The organism is Mesorhizobium sp. B2-6-1 (assembly GCF_006440475.1).
Lineage (GTDB): Bacteria > Pseudomonadota > Alphaproteobacteria > Rhizobiales > Rhizobiaceae > Mesorhizobium.
The window spans coordinates 150495-172404 of sequence record NZ_VFUH01000010.1 but is presented as its reverse complement, the minus strand read 5'-3'; the positions used below and the strand labels follow the sequence as shown (position 1 = coordinate 172404).

Annotated in this window: 19 protein-coding genes; 17 read left to right on the top strand and 2 right to left on the bottom strand. The window is 61.5% G+C overall.

The genetic code is table 11. The features are described 5' to 3' along the window. Positions 1 to 320 precede the first annotated feature (320 nt). From tssA to FJ443_RS20800, 17 genes are all read left to right on the top strand, one after another. Positions 321 to 1493, top strand: a complete 1173-nt coding sequence (gene tssA, locus FJ443_RS20880) for a type VI secretion system protein TssA (RefSeq protein ID WP_140557377.1) — start codon at positions 321 to 323, stop codon at positions 1491 to 1493. Positions 1494 to 1498: 5 nt separating this feature from the next. Beyond that, entirely contained in the window at positions 1499 to 2038 is a 540-nt protein-coding gene (gene tssB, locus FJ443_RS20875; RefSeq protein ID WP_140498287.1) for a type VI secretion system contractile sheath small subunit, read from the top strand. Positions 2039 to 2041: 3 nt separating this feature from the next. Further along, entirely contained in the window at positions 2042 to 3547 is a 1506-nt protein-coding gene (tssC, locus tag FJ443_RS20870; protein ID WP_140498288.1) for a type VI secretion system contractile sheath large subunit, read from the top strand. A gap of 45 nt (positions 3548 to 3592) precedes the next feature. Further along, the gene (locus FJ443_RS20865; protein WP_115143971.1) at positions 3593 to 4048 is read left to right on the top strand and encodes an Hcp family type VI secretion system effector; all 456 of its coding nucleotides are present in this window, start codon (positions 3593 to 3595) and stop codon (positions 4046 to 4048) included. Further along, positions 4035 to 4790, top strand: coding sequence for a type VI secretion system baseplate subunit TssE (gene tssE / locus FJ443_RS20860; RefSeq protein WP_140498535.1), 756 nt, complete (start codon positions 4035 to 4037; stop codon positions 4788 to 4790). The genes FJ443_RS20865 and tssE overlap by 14 nt, the downstream gene beginning before the upstream one ends. Position 4791: 1 nt before the next feature. Further along, positions 4792 to 6666 (top strand): type VI secretion system baseplate subunit TssF, encoded by a 1875-nt coding sequence (gene tssF / locus FJ443_RS20855; protein ID WP_140665666.1) that lies wholly within the window; start codon positions 4792 to 4794, stop codon positions 6664 to 6666. After that, on the top strand, positions 6630 to 7697 hold the full coding sequence (gene tssG, locus FJ443_RS20850; protein WP_140665663.1) for a type VI secretion system baseplate subunit TssG: 1068 nt from the start codon (positions 6630 to 6632) through the stop codon (positions 7695 to 7697). The genes tssF and tssG overlap by 37 nt, the downstream gene beginning before the upstream one ends. Continuing rightward, complete coding sequence (gene tagH, locus FJ443_RS20845) at positions 7694 to 9166, top strand: type VI secretion system-associated FHA domain protein TagH (RefSeq protein WP_140665744.1); 1473 nt, start codon at positions 7694 to 7696, stop codon at positions 9164 to 9166. Before tssG ends, tagH begins: the two co-directional genes overlap by 4 nt. A 3-nt stretch (positions 9167 to 9169) precedes the next feature. Next, positions 9170 to 9622, top strand: a complete 453-nt coding sequence (gene tssJ / locus FJ443_RS20840) for a type VI secretion system lipoprotein TssJ (RefSeq protein WP_140498291.1) — start codon at positions 9170 to 9172, stop codon at positions 9620 to 9622. 38 nt (positions 9623 to 9660) lie between these two features. Beyond that, positions 9661 to 10995, top strand: coding sequence for a type VI secretion system baseplate subunit TssK (gene tssK, locus FJ443_RS20835; RefSeq protein WP_140665660.1), 1335 nt, complete (start codon positions 9661 to 9663; stop codon positions 10993 to 10995). Between the two features lie 4 nt (positions 10996 to 10999). Beyond that, positions 11000 to 12322, top strand: coding sequence for a type IVB secretion system protein IcmH/DotU (gene icmH, locus FJ443_RS20830; RefSeq protein ID WP_140665657.1), 1323 nt, complete (start codon positions 11000 to 11002; stop codon positions 12320 to 12322). Position 12323: 1 nt separating this feature from the next. Continuing rightward, positions 12324 to 15860: a type VI secretion system membrane subunit TssM gene (gene tssM, locus FJ443_RS20825; protein ID WP_140665655.1), complete on the top strand. Its 3537-nt coding sequence runs from the start codon at positions 12324 to 12326 to the stop codon at positions 15858 to 15860. Then, complete coding sequence (gene tagF, locus FJ443_RS20820) at positions 15842 to 16384, top strand: type VI secretion system-associated protein TagF (protein ID WP_246681232.1); 543 nt, start codon at positions 15842 to 15844, stop codon at positions 16382 to 16384. The genes tssM and tagF overlap by 19 nt, the downstream gene beginning before the upstream one ends. Before the next feature lie 66 nt (positions 16385 to 16450). Further along, positions 16451 to 17509 (top strand): DUF2169 domain-containing protein, encoded by a 1059-nt coding sequence (locus FJ443_RS20815; RefSeq protein ID WP_140665653.1) that lies wholly within the window; start codon positions 16451 to 16453, stop codon positions 17507 to 17509. Further along, complete coding sequence (locus tag FJ443_RS20810; RefSeq protein ID WP_246681231.1) at positions 17506 to 18564, top strand: beta-ketoacyl synthase N-terminal-like domain-containing protein; 1059 nt, start codon at positions 17506 to 17508, stop codon at positions 18562 to 18564. Before FJ443_RS20815 ends, FJ443_RS20810 begins: the two co-directional genes overlap by 4 nt. After that, entirely contained in the window at positions 18564 to 19490 is a 927-nt protein-coding gene (locus tag FJ443_RS31700; protein WP_224684531.1) for a DUF4150 domain-containing protein, read from the top strand. The genes FJ443_RS20810 and FJ443_RS31700 overlap by 1 nt, the downstream gene beginning before the upstream one ends. After that, positions 19487 to 20386, top strand: coding sequence for a type VI immunity family protein (locus FJ443_RS20800; RefSeq protein ID WP_181175120.1), 900 nt, complete (start codon positions 19487 to 19489; stop codon positions 20384 to 20386). Before FJ443_RS31700 ends, FJ443_RS20800 begins: the two co-directional genes overlap by 4 nt. On the opposite strand, the gene FJ443_RS20795 is transcribed toward FJ443_RS20800, so the two are convergent. Continuing rightward, positions 20387 to 21481, bottom strand: a complete 1095-nt coding sequence (locus FJ443_RS20795; RefSeq protein WP_224684541.1) for a HEAT repeat domain-containing protein — start codon at positions 21479 to 21481, stop codon at positions 20387 to 20389. It lies immediately after the preceding gene. Beyond that, positions 21481 to 21909 carry a DUF6484 domain-containing protein gene (locus FJ443_RS20790; RefSeq protein ID WP_140581114.1) on the bottom strand — a complete coding sequence of 143 codons (429 nt, stop codon included), beginning with the start codon at positions 21907 to 21909 and terminating at the stop codon, positions 21481 to 21483. The genes FJ443_RS20795 and FJ443_RS20790 overlap by 1 nt, the downstream gene beginning before the upstream one ends. Position 21910 lies beyond the last annotated feature (1 nt).

Sequence of the window (21910 nt, the reverse complement as noted above, 5' to 3'; positions counted from 1 at the left end):
GAACCTGCTCCTGCAATCTGCCAGTCGACAACCTGCCACATAAGCCGTCGCTTGACAAAGCGCCCGATGGACGGCGTCGCCAAGGCCGTTCGCGGGGCCGTCAGCCTTTGGAAGCCCGAACCACTGGCGGCAGAAGAATTCGCGCATCCGTGTGGTGTATTTTGCCGATTGGGTTCGGCAGTCTCGCCAAGCCATCCCATAGCGAACACGCGGTGGTCAGCTTTCGTTAGCTTTTAAGCAGCGGCTTTAATTGGCGTACGGCACATCAGTGTGGTAACCTTGGGTCAGGTGCCGTTGAGGGCCGGTCGCTGGGGGTCTGTGTGATTGATGTCGCACTTTGGCTTACTCCGCTCGACGGTGAAAATCCGTCAGGGGAGGATTTGCGCAACGACCCGGCCTTTCATGAGCTGGAGCGACTGACGGAACAGCAGAAGAAAGTCGAGTTCCAAGGCAGCAAAAACACTGAAGTCGACGTTCCGATAGACTGGCCTACCGTGCTTACCAGGGCTGAAGAGCTGCGGTCTCACGGCCGTGACCTGCGCCTTCTCGTCATTGTTACGCGTGGACTGGCCAACGAGCATCGGTTGGCCGGCCTGGCTGCCGGCCTGACCCTCATCGCGCAAACTGTCGATCAGCATTGGACGACCATGCATCCGGCCCTGCGGTCCGGTGCCACGCCGCGCGAAGCAGCCTTGCGCCGCATCAATGCGCTTACCGACCTTCAGAACGGCCAGGACGGTCTACTCAAAGATTTGCGGAAAATGACATTCTTTGCGCCGCGCGCCATTGGGCCGATCCTGGGCGCGGATCTGGAGAAGGGTTCGCTTGACGAGCGGGTCATGCTGCAGGAGGCTGCTTCGGGACTGAATGCGGCCGAGAAGGCGAAGCTGGCAAGCGAGCACAGCCAACTGGTGAACCGGGTGCGCAGCGCATGCGCGGCGCTGATTGATCAGGCCGGGCCAGAAATGACGTTGCTCATAGCCGACGCCCGCGCCGCGATCGCCGCTCTCGAGAGCGTCGAAGCCGCCTTTAACTCCCGCCTCGAAGGCGCTGGCGCCACGCTTCCCGAGTTAAAGCGGTTTCTGCAGCGTCTGCTGACGACCCTCGAACGAAACGCGACCGGTGCCACTGCCGCGAACGGCCTCGCAAAGCCGGTCGCGACGCCAGCAGAACCGGCAGCACGTGTTCGCAACGGCGATGGAGCCGATACGATGGCAAGCGTGGCAAGCTACGCAGAATCCGGCGACAGCGGCCTGCCCGACCGGATCTCCTCGCGCGACGATGTCGTCAAATGCCTCGATCTCGTCGTCGCCTTCTATGACAGCACCGAACCGTCCAGCCCGATCCCGCACCTGGCGCGGCGCGTGCGCCGAATGGTGCATATGGATTTCGTTGAACTGATGGAAGATCTCGCCCCGTCGGGACTGAAGGAATTTCGGCTTCTTGCCGGCGTTCCCGATGTCAAGAAGACGGCACAGAAAGATGAAAGGTAAGACACATGCCAGCCGAAAGCAAAGCCAAGGTCATCGAACGAAATCGCGCGCCACGGGTGCAGATCGCCTATGACGTGGAAACCTACGGCAGCCCGACGACGATCGAACTGCCGTTTGTCATGGGCGTGATGGCCGACCTTTCCGGTGCTTCGCAAACCAAGGAAGCGTCAAAGTCGGTTCTGGACCGCTCCTTCGTCGAGACCGACGCGAACCGCTTCCCCAAGTTCATGGAGGCGCTCGGACCCCGCGTCAAAGCGCGGGTGAAGAACACGCTGCCGCAGGCCGAAGGCCAAGAGCGCGACGAGGAACTGGCGCTCGATCTCACCTTCACCAAAATGGGCGATTTCGCCCCCGACAAGATCGCCGAGCAGGTTCCGCAACTGGCCGAGATCCTCAAGATGCGTCGTCAGCTCGAGGAATTGCTGGGCTTCATGGATGGCCGCGTAGACGCCGAAAAGCGTATCGCGCAGTTGCTGAACAACGAGCCACTTCTTGGCAAGATCGCCAGCCAGGCGCTGACTGACGACGACAAGGCGGGAGAATAAACCATGGCCGAACAGCAAAAGACCGCCACCCTCGCCGCCGAGGCCGAAGCCATAGACCTTGGAGAATTCAGTGGACTCCTCGAAAAGGATTTCAAGGTCAAGAAAGACGACAGCGAGAAGCTGCAGCAACTCGTGCGCAATCTCGCGCTCGCAGCGCAGTCCCGTTCCGACACCACAACCATCTCGTCCAATGCCATCAAGTCGATCAAGTCGCTGATCGCCGGTATCGACAAGATGCTGACGGCTCAGGTCAACGAGATCCTGCACGCGCCGGAAGTGCGCGAAATGGAAGGCACATGGCGCGGCCTGTGGTACCTCGTCAACAACACCGAGACCGACCAGAAGCTTAAAATCCGGGTGATGAACATCTCCAAGGAGCAGCTGGCCGACACGCTCGAAGACTACGAAGGCCAGATGTGGGATCAGAGTCCGATCTTCAAGAAAGTCTACACAGACGAATATTCGATGCTTGGCGGCGAGCCGATCGGCTGCGTGATCGGCGCCTACGAATTTTCCAACCACCCGCGCGACGTCGGTCTGCTACGCAACATCTCCGGCATCTGCGCTTCTGCGCATACGCCTTTTATCGCGGCCGCCTCGCCTCGACTGTTTCGTATGGATAGCTGGCAGGAATTGCCGAACCCTCAGGATCTACAGCAGATCGTTTCCAACCCGGCCTATGCCTCCTGGCAGTCGCTGCGCGAAAGCGAGGATGCTCGCTACATTGGGCTGACCATGCCTCGCGTCCTGGCCCGGCTGCCATATGGCACGGACACCGTTCCGGTGAAGGGCTTCACCTTCGAGGAAGAGGTGCAGGGCGATCACAACAAGTATGTCTGGATGAACGCCGCCTTCCCGATGGGCGTCAACATCAACCGCAGCCACAAGCTGTTTGGCTGGGGTACCCAGATCCGCGGCGTCGAGAACGGCGGAACGGTGCTTAATTTGCCGGTGCACAGCTTCCCGACCGATGATGGGTCGATAGCGATGAAATGCCCCACGGAAGTCGCCATTGATGACCGGCGTGAGGCGGAACTCGCCAAGCTTGGCCTGATGCCGATCCTGCACCGGAAGAACACGGATCTTGCGGCTTTCATCGGTGCCCATTCGTTACAGGACGACGAAACGCGCGCCGGCCGGCTGGTGGACCCCGATGCGCAGTCTAATGAGCGGCTGAGCGCCAACTTGCCCTACTTGTTCCCGGTTTCGCGCTTTGCGCACTATCTCAAAGCCATAGCGCGAGACAAGGTCGGGTCGTTTAAGGAACGCTCCGACATGCAGATCTGGTTGACCGAGTGGATCAACCGCTACGTGCTGGCCAACCCGGCCTTTGCCGACGACAAGGCGCGCGCCAAGCGCCCGCTCGCCGCCGCCGAGGTCCAAGTGGACAGCGTGGAGGGGCGGCCGGGCTACTACAACGCCCGCTTCTATCTGCGCCCGCATTACCAGTTGGAGGGCATCAATGCCTCGCTTCGACTGGTGTCGGAACTGCCGTCCGTTAAGACTTGATTGCAGCAACAACAATCTTTTTTTTGACAATGGTGGAGAGAGACAATGCCAGTAAAGATTGATGGTTTTCTGAAGGTTCCCGATATCAAGGGCCCCAGCACCCGCGACGGCCACGATGATGAGATCGAAATCCATGGCGTCGACTACAAGATGGTCGCACCCTATGACCCGAATTCGCTCTCACGTCGGGGGCGCGTGTCCATGGGCATGATCAAGTTCATCAAACACTACGACAAATCTTCGCCTTATCTCAAGAAAGCCTTGTTCGAGAACAAGGCCCTCGATGAAGTGGTGTTCTCGGCACGTCGGACGATCGATGGCGAGACTAAGGATTATCTGGTCGTCACCCTCACCGACGCCTCGATCATGGAATACGACATGTCGCAGGCCGAGGATGAGGAAGACCTGATCCAGGAAGAGGTCAGCTTCGCCTACAAGAAGATCAAGTTCGTCTATGACGGCAATGATGAAGCCGAAATGGATGTCTATGTCGGCAAGTGAGGGTCGGCGACCCGACGCTGGCAAGCAGCACAGTACCGGCAGCTTGCGGGCAAAAAGCGAGGCCGTCCAGCCGTCGCTTTGGGATCGCCTCGTCAATGACCTGCCTGGTCTGACCTCGGAGATAGACGGGCTGCGCCATGTCTTGCTCGACGAGCTTGGCGCCGACCGTGTCGACGCCCTCGTTGGCGCCAGCGCGCGGGCCATCGACGCTGATGCCGAACTCACAGCCGAGCAAAAACGGCGTCTGCATCGATTGGCCTTTCAGACCCAGCATCGGGTCGAGATCGAAAGTCGCGGCGTTGTGGTGTCAGCCCGCGTGCTCAGAGAAGCAGTGCGGCGTGACGTCGAGGCGCTCTTCAACACCGAGCGCTTCGAGGCCACGCCGCTCCTGTCCGATCTGGAAAATGAACAGGTATCGGACAACCCACCGTCGCTCGCAGATTTCCCGGAGGTGCGCCGGAGCGTGGTCAATTACGGCGTCCCCTCCTTCTCGGGCAGGTCTTCGCGCGACTTTGATCGCGATGTGCTGGCGCGTGAGATCCGTGCGGTGCTCGCCACCTTCGAGCCCCGCCTCAAGGAAAGCGCAACAAAGGTCACAGTGACGCTTGGCGACAAGACGGCCGGCCTCAAGATCGAGATTGACGGTGTGCTGATCATAACCCCGACACCGGAACGCATGCGCCTGCGCACTACGATCAATCTCGATAACGGCGCGGCGCGGACCGAAATCAGGGACGCCTGAGATGGATCGGGTCTTCGTCGAATATTACGAGGAGGAGTTGACCCACATCCGCGGCCTTGCGGCCGAATTTGCCGATATGCATCCAGCGGTCGCGCGCAACCTTTCCCTCGACACGGTCCCCTGTCCGGACCCCTATGTTGAGCGGCTGCTGGATGGCGTGGCTTTCCTCGCGGCGCGCACCCGGCTAAAGGTCGACGCCGAGCGTTCGCGATTTTCGCGCAGTGTGCTCGACGTTCTTTATCCCGATCTGGTCACCCCGGCGCCGGCAACGGCGATGGTGGTGCTCAAACCAGGCCAGCAGGTCCAGACCATGCTCGACGGCCACGTCGTCAGGCGCAACACCCGGCTGGTTTCCAGCCTGCGGCCCGGCCTTTCGACGCGCTGCACTTTCTCGACCGCGCAAGAGACGACCCTGTGGCCGATAGCAATCACTTCGGTCAGCTATTTTCAGGACCGCAGCGCGTTGGCGGCGGCCGGGATGGCCACGGTCGGCGGTGTGCGCGGCGAGGCGGCGCTCCGCATCACGCTGGCCCCGACCGGAAAAGGCAAGCTCCACGAATTGACGCTCGACCGGCTCGATATTTATTTTGCCGGGCGAACCAAGGCGCCGCTGCTATTCGACGCGATCTTCGGCACTTGCTCAACCGTTGGCGCACGCGCTGAGGGCAGGAGCAACCCGTTGTCGCCCTTGCCAGCGCCCGAAATGGTTGGCATCAGCGACGACGAAGCCTTGATGCCGCGTACCCGCCCGACATTCGAAGGATATCGCCTCCTGCGAGAATACTTCATAATGCCCGAGCGCTTCCACTATGTGCGGGTTTCGGGGCTACAGCCTGTCGTGCGTCGATGCGACGGAGGGCTTGAGATCGTCTTCCAATTCAGGCGTCCGGTGCCAGAGTTGGCCGATCTGACATCGGCCGACTTCGAACTTTTCGCAACGCCGATCATCAATCTTTTCGAACGTGAGTGCAACGTCGTCGAGATCGATGCGCGTAAGACACGCCAGGTTTTGCATGCAGACCGCACGAGGGCGCGCGACTTTGAAATCTATCGGATCATTCGTGTTGAGGACGCCGACACCGAAGGCAACGACGCCGAAATTCCGGAACTGTTCAGCCTGGGGCAGAACAGCGGCAGTGGGTGGGTCTACTCAACCGAGCGGCGCCCTCGGCGCGCGACCGAAGACGAACGGCGCGACGGTCTAACGCGCACGTCATACACCGGCGACGACGTTTTCCTGGCCGTATCGCGACCGCTCGCAAGCCCGGCGTACCGACCTCTGAAGCGTCTCGACGTCGTAGCACTGTGCACCAATCGTGACCTGCCGATCCTCGATGACAATCCCACATTGACGCTTGAGGCCGGCGACCCGGTCGAAATCGTCAGGCTCCTTGGAGCCCTGCGTCCACCGCAGCCGGCGATCCCCGCAGCACTGCCCACAGGGGCCGAGGGTGAATCGCGCGCCGACGATCTCGCCTGGCGGCTGGTGGCACAGCTCATGCTCAACTTCCTCAGCCTTGCCAAGGAGGGCCGCGGCGTCGACCCGTTGCATGCGCTTCTCGATATCTATGCCGACCGAGGCGATCCCAGCCTGGCTCGCAATGTACATTCGATCGCCCGCATCGACTCGCGGCCCGTCGTGGAGCGGCTTCAGATCGAGGGGCCGATGTGCTTCGGACGCGGCACCGAGGTGACGTTGCATGTCGATGAATCCATCCTGGCTGGCCAAAGCACTTTGCTGCTTTCGGCTTTGCTGGCGCGGCTGTTCGCCCGATATGCCGGAATAAACGGTTTCGTGCGGACCCGCACGCGGCTGCTGCAGAAGCAGGAGGATGTGCCATGGCCGATGACGCCCGGCAATCGCTCCCTGATCTAGACAAGCCCAGCCCAAACCCCGCTGAAGGTCTGTCCGAAGGGTTCGACTTTTTCGAATTGCTGCGCCGTCTCGAACAGCAAAATGCCGTGTTCGGCCATTCCGGCCGTCCCGACCGTGAGCCGGCAAGGCTTGGCCAGCATGTGCGCCTCGCCTTCTCGGCCAGGGACCTGGTCCATTTCCGCGAAGCCGACAACGGCAAGCCGGCCCGGGTCACGATTGCAAATCTGGGTCTCTTGGGCCCCGAGGGTCCAATGCCGCTGCATCTGACGCGCTGGGTGCTCGACCGGCTGTCGCAGCGGTGGTTCGCCGGGGCCAACGCACAGCTGACCAGCGACACTACTTTCGTCGACTTCGTCAACATTCTGCAGCACCGCATGATCGCCCTTTACTATCGGGCGTGGGCGGATGCGAATCCGGCCGTTCAGGTTGAACGCGCGGTCGGTGGCCGGGTTCGCGCCATGCTTGCGGCCATGGCCGGTATCGGACTTCCCGGCACCCGAAACATCGATCTCGACATGGTGAAGCTTCGCCAGGCGGCTTCGCTCGCCAGCCAGGTCGAGGGCCCGGAACGACTGACACTGTTCCTGGCGGAAGCCTTCAAGGTGCCGGTAAAGATCAAGGAATTCGTCGCCGCCTGGACAATCATACCAGCAGGCCTCCAGACCCGCCTCGCAAAATCCTTTGCTGTGCTCGGTCGGGGGGCGACGATCGGCCCACGCGTTTTCACCCGCCAAAGCAGGATCGAACTGCGGGTCGGCCCTTTGAAGTATGATGATTTCAAGACATTCCTGCCGGGCAGCCAGCGGCTCAAACTGTTCCAGCACGCGGTTCGCGACATGGTCGGAGAATCTCTCGATGTCGATCTGCGTATCGTGCTTGCGCGTGAAGCAGTGCCGCCGCCCCGTATTGGAGCGGTGCAGCTCGGCCGAACCGCCTGGCTTGCGCGACCCGCTGAAAGGGGGGATGCTGACGATATGCGGCTGCGCACAATCGTCGGATGGCGGCCGGAAATGGCGGGGAGCGCGGCATGAGTCTGCTGCTAACGCTAGAGCAAGGGCCACGCACCCAGGCGGTGCGGCAAACTCGCCTGGACGAAGGTGAGCTGGTGATCGGCCGCAGCGCCGATGCAGGCTGGCAGATCGATGATCCCGACATGTTCGTTTCACGTGCTCACTGCAAAATCTCTGGCGGGCGAGATGGATATTTCGTCACCGACACATCGAGCAGCGGTTTGTTCATAAACGATTCCGATAGCCCGCTTGGTCCAGGCAGGTCCGCACGCCTTCAAAGCGGCATGCGGCTCAGGCTGGGCGATTACGTCGTCTGTGTCGACCTGCAGATCGCGGCCGCTCAAGCGCCCGCAGTCATCCAGCCGGTACCAGAACGTCTGTCAGCGGCATCGCGGGCGCCGGTAAGCATCGGCCGCGATGACTTCTTTTCCGCCAAGGTCGAAGAAGCGCCGCAACGGCCTCGACCTGCTGATCTGCCGAACCCGTTCGAGCAGCCGATCCCAGGGGCGTTCGAGCGCGCGTCTTCCGGCCAGCGCAACTCGCCTGCTTTCGACGACCCGTTCAGCCTCGATCCGGTTTCAACGCCGGTGTCAAAAAGCGCCGCCGCTTATGTCGAGCAGGGCGGGGTGGGCAGCCGGGCGGATCCATTCAGCCTCGACCGGCCCCCCCCTCCCAGCCACGGAGCTGAATCCGCAGCGGGAAAGCTGTCCGACTTCAACGATGATTTTGGTTTCGGACCGGTCTCCTCGCCCAGTTCGACAAATAACTCGGCCTCGACCGGCCAGCGCGAGCGCATTGCCCAACGGCCACCATCCGCCAATCCCTGGGATATTCCCGCGCAACCGGCCGATGTCCTGCCTCCAGCGCGCATGGGTGCTGCTTCCAAACCTGCCCGCCCGCCGGCAAGCGCGCAGCCCGCCGAGATGGCGCTCCGCGCCGCCTTCTTGCGCGGCATGGGCGTCGAGGAAGCCGATTTCCCCGGCCGCGACAGCATCGTGGAAATGGAGAAGTTCGGCCGCGAATACCGGCTGATGATGGAAGGGCTGATGCAGCTTCTGCGCAAGCGGGCCGAGGAGAAAGGAAATGCTCGCGTCGCCCAGACAATGGTCGGTGCCTCCGAAGTCAATCCGCTCAAATTTCTGCCGTCGGTCGACGACGCCATCGTGACGCTGGTCGCCGAGCGCAGCCCCGGATTTCTCGCCGGGGAGGCGGCCATCGCCGATGCAGTTCGCGATCTCGCGCAACATCACGTGCGCGCTTGGCGAGGCATACAGGCCGCTTTGCGACGGATGATCGATCGTTTCGATCCCGCAGCGATCGAGGACGAGCTGAAATCGAATTCGGCGATCGGAACCCTGCTTTCGGGCGGGCGCGGCGCCAAGCTGTGGGAGCTCTATCAAAAACGCCATCGCGAAATCGCCGAAAGCGCGGAAAAAAGCTTCCTTGGCGAAATCGGCACTGATTTTCGAGATGCATATGAGGAGGAGTAAGCCATGATCGACCGACGTGAATTGATGATTGCCCTGGGCGCGACCGGGCTGGTTGCAGCGTGCCAGAGCGGTCCGCCAAAGCCGTCGGTGATCACCGTCAACGTGACCGGCGGGGCCGGCATGAATCCGGGGCCAGGTGGCGGCGACCGGCCGGTGACGGTTCTCGTGATGCGGTTAAAAAGCACCGGCAAATTCAATTCCGCCGACTATTTTGCGCTGCAGGGGGATGCCGGCAGCGCACTCGCAGGAGATCTTATCGGTTCCGACCAGATCGCCGTCGGGCCCGGAAAATCCGCATCCAAGACCATCACTGTCGAGCCGGACGCGACGGCTCTGGGCTTCGTTGCACTGATCCGCGAACCTGGCGGCAGGAACTGGCGGACAACCAAGTCGGTGTCGCCGGGATCAAAGTTCACCATCAATGTCACGTTGGGCAGCGGCGGCATCTCCGCCTAGCAGCCAAGGTAAGGGAGCTCAATGCAGAGAGTAGCGGCATGAGCGATGCAAACAGGGTGCTATGGTCCGAAGGACTTTTCCTGCGAACCCAGCATTTCCAGCAGCAGGATCGTTTCTTCGAGGCGACGGTGCGCGGCGCGTTGCAGGCCGGACAACTGCATACGTTCGGCTTTCGACAGCTGACGCTGGACCAGGCATTGCTGGAATCCGGCCAGGTCGCGATCCTGTCGGCCCGGGGCATCTTCCCGGATGGGACACCTTTTTCCATTCCGGATTGGATGGACGCGCCGCAACCGCTGCCGGTCACCCCCGAGACGGGCGCAGGGCCGGTGCTGGTCGCCTTGCCGCTGGAGCCTCCCGGTGGTGTCGGCTTCGATCCGGCACACGCCGCCGCCTCTGGAGCGCGATATCACGGGCGGATCGTTTCGGTGCGCGACGCTGTCCAGGGCGGTTCGGATCCTGAAGAAATAGAAATCGCCCGTCCGCAGGCGCTGCTGCTTGCACCTGGCAAGTCGGTTGGTGGCTACACCGCCTTGCCGATAGCCGACCTCAACGGAGTTCGAGCCGATGGCGGCGTCTCTCTGGACGAGAGCTTCCTGCCACCGGCACTGGTCACCGGCGCGGTGGCCTGGTATCGGCAATTGCTTCTGGAAGTTGTCACCGGCCTCGACCAGATCGCCGAGGCGCATGGCAAGATGGTCATGGGCGGGCCTGGGCGCAGCGTCGAAGACCTGTTGATGCTCAACCTCGCCAATGCGGCGCGTCCGCGACTGGCTCACATGCTGGCGCAGGATGTCTTCCATCCGGCCGAGCTTTACCTGGAACTCGCCGGGCTCGCTGGTTCGATGGCAACTTACGGATCGAGCGCGCGGCGGCTGGGCGAGTTGCCCGCTTACGATCACATGGCGCCCGGCCCTGCCTATTCGGCTCTGGCGGATGCGCTGCGCTCGCTCATTCTCAGCCTTCGCTACATCGAGCCGAAATCGCGTGCGCTGCCCGTCATGCGGCACTCGACCAATGTCTGGAAAATTCGCATCGACAACCCAAAGCTGTTGGTGGCCAGCCGCATCGTCATCCGGGTCGGCTCGGAGCTGTCGGAGGATGCCTTGCGCAAGATCTTCGTCAATCAGGCGACCGTCGGCTCGGCCGACGAGTTCGAGGGCCTGTGGAAATCGCGCTTGCCGGGCATTCCGCTAAAGCCGCTTCATTCCCAGCCACGCGAAATCCCCTACGACGGCGATCGACTGTGCCTCGAATTGGATCAGAAAAGCGAACACTGGGCCTCGCTGCTCGACGCACCAGGCTTCGTCATCGGTGTTTCGGGCGTGTTGCCAAGCGAGCCGCAGGTGGACTGCTATTCGGTGAACAGGTGAGATCATGAGCCGCGATGATCCTTTCGGACTGTCGGAGGATCGCGAACGCACTCGCATACGATTGAGCGGCGCGCCGATGCCAAGGCCCATGGCGCCACTTTCGCCGGGCGCACTGGTAAAACGCTCTCGCACCCACCCGAACGCGCTTGTCAACGCCTTTGCGCCCTTGCTCGAGTTCGCTCCCGAGCTCGAAAGCGCAATGCCGCCAGACAATCCGGAAGTCTTGCGCACCCGTTTGCTCGAAGAACTAGTTCGGGCACGCGACACGGCTATGTCGACGGGGTCCTCGATGGAGCGAGCCGACCAGGCAGCTTGGGTGGTGGCTGCGTTGCTCGACGATCTGGCCCTGAACACGCCTTGGGGCGGGGCCAGTGCCTGGCCGCGGCAGCCGCTCGTCGTCATGCTGCGCGGCGATGTCGATGCCGGCACGCAATTCTTCACGCGACTCGACGAACTGGAACGACATCCTAACCGGGACCGAGAATTGCTCGAACTGCAGTACCATTGCCTGGCGCTCGGCTTCCGTGGCAAATATCGCGTGCCCGGCCGCTCAGGCGACCGCTCGCTCAATGCGGTTCGCGTGGCGGCGGCCCGCTTCCTGCGCAATGCCGACGCCGAAGGCGCGCCTTTAGCGCCAAACTGGAAAGGTGTCATCGCCTCCGACCAGCCGCAGCGCTTCATCGTGCCGGTCTGGGTCATGGCGCTCGGTGCTGCGGTTGCAGCCGCGGCGATCCATATCGGGCTGTCGATGGGACTGAGCAGCCAGGCGGTCGAGCTTTCCGCACTTGTTCGTGCCCTGCCACCGCCTGCCCGCGGCGACATCACCCGTGCGTCGCCCAAAGTCGACGCCCCGCCACCGGAAAAAGTGGATTTTGCGCTGTTGCCGGAATTCCAGGCGGGGGCGCCGGCCGAGCTCAAATCTGCTCTCAGCGGCACGGAGAGCGTTTCACTGGCCAAGCTGATCATCCAGGCCTCCAACCCCGAACTATTCCAGTCATCGCGGCCACAACTGACCGATGGTTTCGAACCCTTGATCGGTTCGATCGCCAAGGTGATCCTCGCCAATCAGGAGCTGATCGGAAACATCACGGTGGTCGGCCATACTGACAGCGTTCCTTTGCAAAAGACCAACCCCCTGTCGACCAACCAGCGACTATCCGAGGCTCGCGCCCGGACGATTGCCGACATGCTGGTTCAAAACGGAGTGCCGCAGGATCGCGTCCATTCGGAGGGCCGGGCTGCCACCGATCCTGTGGCCAGCGACAGCACGCGCGAGGGGCGAGCCTTGAATCGCCGCGTCGAGGTGCTCGTCGAAAAGAGGCTGTGAGATGTTCATCCTGCGCTTCCTCTGGGCGGTCCTGACATCGCGCTGGCTGTGGACGCTGATCGGCCTGACGCTGCTATCCCTGGTTATCTGGATCTTCGGTCCGATCGTCAGGGTTGGTCCCTACGACCCCTTCGCCTCCGAAAATGTGCGCATCGTCATCATCGCGCTGCTGGTCATCTTCTGGCTGGTCTGGCTGATCGTTGCCCAGCGCCGGGCGATCCGCGCCAACCGCATGTTCGTCGCCGAGATTGCCGCGCCAGCGGTGGAAAAGCCGCTCAGCCCAGGCGAAGAGAACGTCGCCGCCGTGGGCGCCAAGTTCGCCGAGGTGATGACCGAACTGAGGCGCCGCAAGCTGGGCGGGCGCAAGTTCCTGCGCGAGATGCCTTGGTATGTGATCGTCGGGCCGCCGGCCACCGGCAAGACCACCGCCTTGCGGCAGTCCGGACTGAATTTTCCGATCGACCTCACAGACGACTTGCAGGGGGTCGGTGGCACGCGCAACTGCGACTGGTTCTTTTCCGAAAACGCGGTTCTGATCGACACCGCCGGCCGCTATGTCCAGCAGGAGAGCCAGCCGGATGTCGACGCGGCCGAATGGCTCGGTTTCCTCGACCTCTTGAAGAAACATCGCGGCCGCCGTGCGCTGAACGGCGTAATCGTCGCGCTTTCGATCGACGTCCTTTCGGAGGGCGACGAGGCCATCAAGGCGCACGGGCGCAAGATCCGCCGCCGGTTGGCCGAGCTCAACGACCGGCTTGAAATCCGCCTGCCGGTCTATCTGATGCTGACCAAGGCCGACCTGATCAAGGGCTTCGAGCCGTTCTTCGGCGGCCTGTCGACCGCCTCGCGCGAACAGGTGTGGGGGACGACCTTCGCGCTGGATGCGCGCGTCGATGGCAAGACCATCGAACGAGAAATCGCGACGCTGGCGACCGAACTCGAGCGGCGCTTGGTGACGCGCCTGGAGGACGAGGACAAACTCGCCGCCCGTGCCGAAATCTTCAGGTTTCCCGCCCAACTGGCAAGCTTGTCCGAACCGATACAGGTGCTGGTCGAAGCCATGTTCGGCGAAAGCCGGTATGAGGAGGCTGCCTGGCTGCGCGGCCTCTACCTGACATCGGCGACGCAGGAAGGAGCGCCTATCGACCGGCTGACCGCCGCGCTGTCTTCCTCCTTCGGTCTTCCGCCGCGGCGCGCCCTGCCCGCATCTCGGGTCGAGAAACGCAGCTTCTTCCTGAAGAACCTTCTCACTGAAGTCATCTTCAAGGAAGCAGGCCTCGGTACATTCGACCCGCTGGCGCAACGCCGCCGCGCCTGGATCTGGCGCGGCGCCGCTGCCGCATGCTCTGCGGCGGCGTTGCTGGCAGGCGGCCTGTTCACCTGGTCCTATTTTGACAACCGCCATGCGATCTCGGCGCAGGCAGGCCAGTTTGAAGCGCTGCAAACACCACTGACCTCCGCTGCCGCAACCCCGGCATCGGTGGAGCAGCCTGTCATGGACGGCGCGCTCGAGGCGATGGACGCGGTCGCAAATGCCCGGACAGCACCGCCGGGCGCTGCCCACGATCTGCTTGGCCCATCGGCCTCGGCGGAACTGGTCAGGGCACAGGCCGACACTTATGACCACGCCCTCCGCAACGTGCTCGAGCCCCGGATGGTGGCCCTGCTCGAGGCGACGATGTGGCGCCAGATCCGCGATCCCGACTTCATGCTCGGGGCGCTCAAGACCTATCGCATGATGACGGGCCTGTCGCAGATGGATCCCGACTACGCCCAGAACTGGTGGGTGAACAGTCTGCCCGAATTCGCGGCCGCGGCGCCATTTCCGACAGCCGACGCCGAAGAGCATCAGCTTGCCGCGATCCGCCGGATGACGGTCGACGAAAGCTATGTCGCGCCGGACCAGGCCCTGGTTGCCGAAGCTCTGAAAACGGTCTGCACGATTTCGTTGCCGGCGCGTGGCTACAAGCAGTTGTTGGCCGATCCGGCAGTGGCCGGGCTGAAGGAGTGGATACCGGCCAATTTCGCCGGCCCAAACGGCGGCAAAGTGTTTGCACGGCGTTCGGGCAAGACATTACGCGTCGGCATTTCGGGCGCCTTCACCTATTCCGGCTTTCACGACGTCATTCTCGACCGCATCGACGATGTCGCCGCCCAGGCGGCGCTCGATCGTGCGGTTTTCGCCGGCGGTTGCTCGGAAAATTCCGAGACATCCGTCTCGGCGCTGTCCGAGGATATTCTGAAGCTCTACTACGACGACTACATCGCGCAATGGGACAGCTTCCTGCGCGACATGAGGCTTGCATCATTGACCGATCTCAATGTCGCCGGCGAAAATCTGAAAGATCTCTCGAGTGCTGATTCAGCGCTGAAGCGGCTGCTTACGGCGGTCGTCCAGGAGACAGAACTGACCCGTTCCGACGAAGCGCCTGCCGACGACAAGGCGGCAGCCAAGGGCGCTTCGAAACTACTCGGCAAGCTGGGTAAGCTTGGCAAGCTGGCGACATCGGGTGCGAAACTACTTCCCCGCGCCGGATCCGCCAGTGAGGTGGACCTGACCGGCAATCTGGTGGCCGAACATTTCAAACCGCTGAAGAGCACCATCGCAGAGGTCGACGGCCAGCCACCGGCGCTGGATGCTGCCGTTGTCGCACTGACCGCGCTTTCGAACGTCCTGCAAACGGTCACCGCGAACCCCAATCCACAGGATGCCATCAAGAAACAGGGAGGCCTTGCCGAACTGACGGGCGCGGTGGCAAGGCAGGCCCAGATCCTGCCCGATCCCATCAACAGCTGGTTGGGCGGGATAGCCGGCGACACCAGCAATTTGACTCAGAAGGCGGTCACTTCGGAACTCAACGCCATCTGGCGGGCCGACATACTGCCTTTCTGCCAGGCGGCGCTGAACAATCGCTATCCCTTCAGCGAAGCCAGTGCGGTCGACGTCAACGTGCGCGATTTCGCCCGCCTGTTCGGGCCCGCCGGGCTGATCGACGGTTTCATCAACGACCACCTGATCAATTATGTCGACACGACCGGCGAGCCTTGGAAGTGGCGCGCCGATTTCGGCCTCGACCCTTCGGCGCTGGCGGCGTTCGAGCAGGCCAGGCACATCCGCGACGATCTTTTCCCCGGGGGTGCCGGACCGGTGATGAGCTTCACGCTCGAACCGAAGGATCTGTCTCCCAACCTCACGCGCGTCACGCTCAATCTCGATGGCCAGAGCCTCGTCTACTACAACAACGCAACGCGGCCGCAACCGATGACCTGGCCCGGCAAGGACGGCACCGGGGTCATTTCGCTCGCTTTCCAGCCGATCGACGGATCGCCCGAAATCATGCTCAACGAGACCGGCAGCTGGGCGTGGCTGAGGATGTTGCGCAGCGGCCGATTCACCGGAACCTCGCTTTCGGATGTCTACAGTCTGCGCCTGGGCACGAAAGGCATGTACGCCGATTTCGAGCTCAAGGCCGCCAGCGTCGAAAACCCCTACAACCTCGAAATGTTCAAGAAATTCACATGTCCACCGCAGATATGAACGCGCCCGGCTTCTACGGCAAGATCCCGGCGACGGGGGATTTCGTCACCCGGCGGCTGCCGGGCGATTTTGTGCGCGTCTGGGACCGCTGGCTGGCGCAGCATTTCGTGCCGCTGATCGGTTCGGAATTTTGGCCAAGCACAACCGCGCTGCGCTTCCTGGCCGGCCCGGCTTCCTTCGGTGCGTCGGCAGGCATTATCGTGCAGAGTGCCGACAGGGTTGGCAGACAATTCCCTTTGACCATCGTGGCGCGGCTTGCTGAAGCGCCCGTTCAGCTGGCCGATGCGGAGGCGTGGTTTTCCAGCATCGAAGACGCGGCCATCGCCGGCCAACACGGCGAGCTGACACCCGAAGAACTGGATGCCGCGCTGGGCACCCTGCTGGTACCGCCTGTCGAGCCAAGCGAAGAGGTCATAAGCGGCATGGTGGTGTGGACCGCCCGTTCGGATATTTTCGACATCGATCCGCAATCGCCGCAAGCGACGCTGGAAAAGATCTTTGCGGCCAGTTGGGAGACCATCTGATGCAGATGTTGCCAAGACAGTTGAAGCCCCGTGGTTTCACCATCGCATAAGGATGCGTGGTTTCAAATGTGGATACTATCCAACCAGACGCCATTCGCTGCCCAGGAAAGCTGGACGCGTGACGAGCGCGGACATGAGGTCTGGCTGATCGCGATCAAGGCGTCGTTCGAGATCGATCCCGACGGCAAACAGCGGCTCCTGAAGGATCAGACGCCGGTGAATCTGGCGCCCATTCACGGCGCGGATCCGAACGAGCTTCTCGACGAGACGGACCTCAATCTTGAAAAAAGGCATACCGACGTATTGGTCAAGGGCCATGTCTATTCACCCGGCGGCAGTCCCAACATTGAGAGTGCAGCGCGCATAAAAGTCGGAGACGTCGACAAGACCATCAAGGTGGTCGGCGACCGCGTGTTTGTGCCTGGCCCGGTGTCGGTCCGGATGAGCCGGGCGGAACCATTCAAGAAAATTCCGATCAGCTGGCGCCGCACCTACGGCGGTACGGATGTGGAAGCATCGACGCCGAACTGGGACCAGCGAAACCCAGTCGGCACGGGCTTTGCAGTCGACCCACAGCGGCTGATTGGCAAAACCGCGCCCAACTTTGAGTATCCCGATGCGCCCTATCGCGACCACAGAAGCGGCAAGCCGGCCAGCTTCGGGCCGGTGGCGCGGCACTGGCAGCCGCGCATGAAGTATGCCGGCACTTATGGCGCCGAATGGGAGAAAACGCGCGACCCGCTTTTGCCCCGCGATTTTAGCCGCAAGTATTACCAATGCGCTCCGGAGGATCAACAAACCAGGACGCCGCTGATCGGCTACGAGGACGTCAGGCTGGGCAACTTCACTGAAGACGGCTTCTGGCAATTCCTTCTTCCGCGCATCACCTTCGACATGACCACCGAGTTCTACAACCGTCCGGATCGCCAAAACGGTGAAACCAGTATCCACACCCTTCGCATCAAGCCTGATCTCAGACAGTTCTCGATTACGTGGATGTCGGTGCTGCCGGTGCCTTTCGACGAGGAACGCCTGAAACGCACGAACCTTGGCATCCGCGGGCGTACCGGCATTTCGCCAACGATCGCGGCGACGGGCGTATGGCTGGCGGAAGAAGAATCATGATGGCCAAAAGAGAGACGATCGTCGTTGTCGGGACAGGCGCGCGCACGCCGCTGGGCTTCGATGCCGCCTCAAGTGCGGCGGCGATCCGTGCTGGCATCTCCGCCATTCAGGACCACCCTTATATGATCGACCGTTTCGGCGAGCGGATGAAGGTCGCCCGCGATACAGGCATCGATATGAGCCTTGCCGGCCCGGAGCGTGCGGTGGAAATCGCATTGTCGCCGGCATTGGACGCGTTGCAGTCCTTAGCTGTCGCGCGGCAGGCAGCCAAGGTTTCGCTCATCCTCTCGACCGGTGAGTCCCGACCGGGACAGAAGGAGGGGTTCGCCGCACAGGTCAGCGCCAAGTTGCGCAGCCGACTGGCTGAGCATATCGTCCTCGAAGGTGGTGGGTCGACCGCGGGCGGTCACGCCGGGGGACTGCTTGCGATTTACCATGCCTGCAAAACATTGCGAGACGGAAAAGCCGAATTCTGCCTGGCAGGAGGGGTCGATACCTATCTTGAGCCGGAAACCCTGGAATGGCTGGATGAAAACGAGCAACTCCATTCGGAGGGCAATATCTATGGTTTCTGCCCCGGAGAGGCGGCGGGATTCTGTCTGCTGACGACGTTGACCATAGCGCGGACGTTTGGGCTGCAACCTCTCCTTGAGGTCGTGGGTGCCTCCGTAGCCAGCGAAGAAAACAGGATAAAGACCGAGACGGTTGTGCTCGGTGAAGGCTTGGGGGCGGCCTTCCGCTTCCTGTTTGAGGATGCGCCGATCGATCCGGTGGGTCGAATCATTTGCGACATGAACGGCGAACGCTATCGCGGCAACGAATACGGATTTGCCGTCATCCGCAACCCGGGCCGCTTCAAGGATGCCGCGGATTTCGAGACGCCAGCCGACTGTTGGGGCGATGTCGGTGCAGCGTCGGGCCCGCTGTTCGTGAGCTTAATCACCGAGGCCGAAGCGCGAAACTACCAGCGCACGCCGCTGTCGCTGATCTGGGCAGGGTCCGAAAACGGCACCCGTGCGGCTGTACTGCTGGGCGGCCCCAGGAGCGCCGCCTGATGCCCAGCCACATCACGGTCAACGGCCTCGGGCTGACCTATAAAGGCACTATCGGTCTCTCGATCGCGACGATCCCGGATGTCTGCAAGACGCCCAGCCCAGGGGGACCGATCCCCCTGCCCTATCCGAACATCGCCACGCAGAGCACACTGAAGGATGGCACGACGACCGTGCTTGCCAAAGGCGGCAAGATGATCGCCATCAAAGGCTCGCAATACGGAATGAGTTCCGGTGATGAGCCAGGCACCGTCGGCGGCGTAAAGTCCAATGTCTTCAAGAAGGCGACGGACTGGATCACGTATTCGTTCGACGTGAAGATGGACGGCAAGAATGCCTGCCGACATACTGACAAGAAATTCCACAACGACAAGAACACGGTGAATCTGGCAGGCGATGTCGATCCAGTCGTCGCAGCGCTTCCTAATTTCGAGAAGGCGCTTTGTAAGATGGTGAAAGACTGCACCGCACAAGTTGACAAGGGAAATCCGGATCCCCTGACCAAAAACTGGTGCAATACCAAAGGTTCTGGAAGGTTTCCGTCCAAAGCCGCCGAACGTGGAGACGCAGTTGACAAATGCGTCGAGAAAAAAATTGATAAAGGGAAAGCAACGTCGACTACTGAACTATCAAAACAGGTGAAAACGCAGCAGAAATTGCCTGTCCCAGGGCTTGGTGGAGAATGCATACCTGATGTTATCGTAGGAACGGCTCCCAACTGCGTTGCGGCTTATGACATCAAGACCAGCTGTCCGAACCTACCTCCCGACGCGCCCGCACCGAGATGGCCGGTCTATGGCGATGGCTCAAACTATACACGATACGCAGCAAATCGATCCTGGCATGGTCGCACCCAGCAAGAAGTCGCTGGCCGCGCCTGCGGCGCTCACCCGAAGATGATCCATCCCAACAGCGAAACTTGCAAATGATCGATCAAAATCCTTCGTCCCGCCTTGACTATGTCATCAGCCGAACTTCCATTCGGATGATTTTCTACGTGAGTGCGAGCCACCAGGAAATCAAGTTTGCCATAGAGGCCGCAATAAGATCGTACGTTCAACTCGTTTCTTTGTCCTCGTTTGGCTATTACTTCAATGTAGAGGGAGATCCAGAGCCAGTAAACAGGACCTCGTTCGAAGCTTTTTCGGACTTGTGGTTCCACGGCAGTCTGGGAGACTACCCGAACGCTACCATGATCCTTCAGGGGCACGACCCAGACTATCCGGGGTATGGAATAGAGTATTGGGGAAGAGAATTGATGCAGGATTCGGGCGAGGTCAGTTTCCTTTGTTTCTGGCTGCCCTTCTCTACCTTCGGACAGAAGCCGGAAGCTTTTGTCTCTTTCTTCAAGGACGTCGTCAATCGTTTACCGGTTTCGTCCGCCTATATGTCGCCCGCCTTCGTGAGTGGGACGCAGAGGGAAAAGCAGGCAGTCGCAAACCGATTTCGTGGGATCGACATTGCCAACCCCGAGGTTGTCGCGATCGAATTGGCCCATGACTCTCCGGGCGTATATTGGCTTAATTACCTAAGCTTTGAGAGCCATTCGGGCGAACTGAATTTTGACGCGGTTCCCTCCGATGGCACCGCGCCTTTGTCCGTGTCGGAAGGACCTCGATATGGCATCTATTTTCAAATTGGTGACGCTCCATCCCTAATTGACCAAAACGCGCGTGATCCGTATTCCATCTACTCTTTCGTAGCGTCGAAGCTTGATAGCTTGGGCATCCTACATTCTCCCGAAAAGGTGGTGTACTTCATGGATGGCCAGGGCGCTGGAGACCCCGAACTCCAGCGAGCGTGGCATCGAAGATTCCTCACGTGATCAAGGGGAGGAACCGGATACCAATTTCAAGGCAACTCCCCATGCCTTCACCTTGTCCGCGAATGGCACCTTTGCGACCTCCTCCCCGAAATGATCCTCGAATGCCGGGCTGACCTGGCTTGGCTCGGTGGTAAACAGGTCTGCCTCCCTCGCTTCCGGAAACAGTTCCAGCAGCGCGCTGCCGGCAGCAACCGCAAGCGCCGGATTGCGCATCTGATGGATCAGCCAGTGCAGGATCGTGCGGTCGCCCAACATCCCCGCCCCGCGCACCGCCAATTGCGCGGTTTCAGGCGACTTGAGCAATCCGCCCATCCAGGCGCGGACATCCTTGTCGGGCTCAGCTTTGACCACCGCGCGCAAGGCTACCATTGCGTCAGGGCCGTTGCTGGCCGCAACCTTTCGCAATTCGGAACTGGCTAGGTCGCCCGAGCCGAGTTCAGCCAGCGACCAGGCAGCCCAGAACCGCGAGCGCACTTCGGCATCGTTCAAGCCTGCAGCCAATTCATTGGCAAGGTCTGCACGCTTCAGTTTCCCGGCGAGGCGCAAACCGGTGGCGCGAACGCGCGCATCCGGATCGCGCACGAGCCGCGCCAGCATCTGCTTGGGGTCGACGCAGTGCCCAAGGCAGGCCGATACGCCGAGAAATCGCTTGAACGCATCCGGCGCCCCGATCCAATCCCGTACCAGCGGTGCGATGGTTACAGGCTTGTGCCATGCCAGAGCGCCGACCAATCCGCGAGCGCCGTCCTGGCTTTGACGGCCGAACTCGACCGCGTCGGCCACGCGGCGGCCGTCGTTCTGCTCGATCGCCATCCATCCATAGAGGAACAATTCGCCCTTTTCTGGGAAGTCCTCATACGCCGCCACTACAAACGGCCAAGCGGCCGGTCCAGCGATACGCAGACCATCCAGGTTGGCTTCCAAGCGCCGGTCGACGCCGGCGACCACATGAAGATCCGGCGGATCATCCTCCATAAGCGTGTCGCGCTGCGCCCAGAAGAACGCGGCCTGCTCGGCGTGCTGTCTGACGACATCCGGTACTATTTGCCGCTCCGGCGCGCCTTCCAATTTCGGCTTTCCCGTTGCCGCCAACATCAGTTGAGATCGATCGATCCGCCGCGAATGCGGTTGGCGGCGCTCGCCTGGCTGGTGACGTAGGTGCCGCGAATGGTGATGCGACCATCTTTTTCCATGAGGATCGTCGCCTTGCCGCAACGCAATTCGATGCGCTCCTCGCCGATGATGCGAATGCGCTCGCCGTCGCGCACGACCTGCGGTGCGGCGGTTTTGCGCGCCGGCTCGACGATGCGGCCGACGATCAGCGGTTTGATGGGATCGCCCTCCTGAAAGAGCAAAGCCACCTCTGAGCCGACCATATCGGATGTCAGTTCGGTCAGGCTGCGCGCAGGCAAAGCCGTCTCTTCGGGGTTGCCGGGGAATACCACCAGCGGCGACGCGGCATCATCGAAACCGAGAAAGATGCCGATCACCACACCGTCAATGCGTTCGCGAACGTCGCTCATC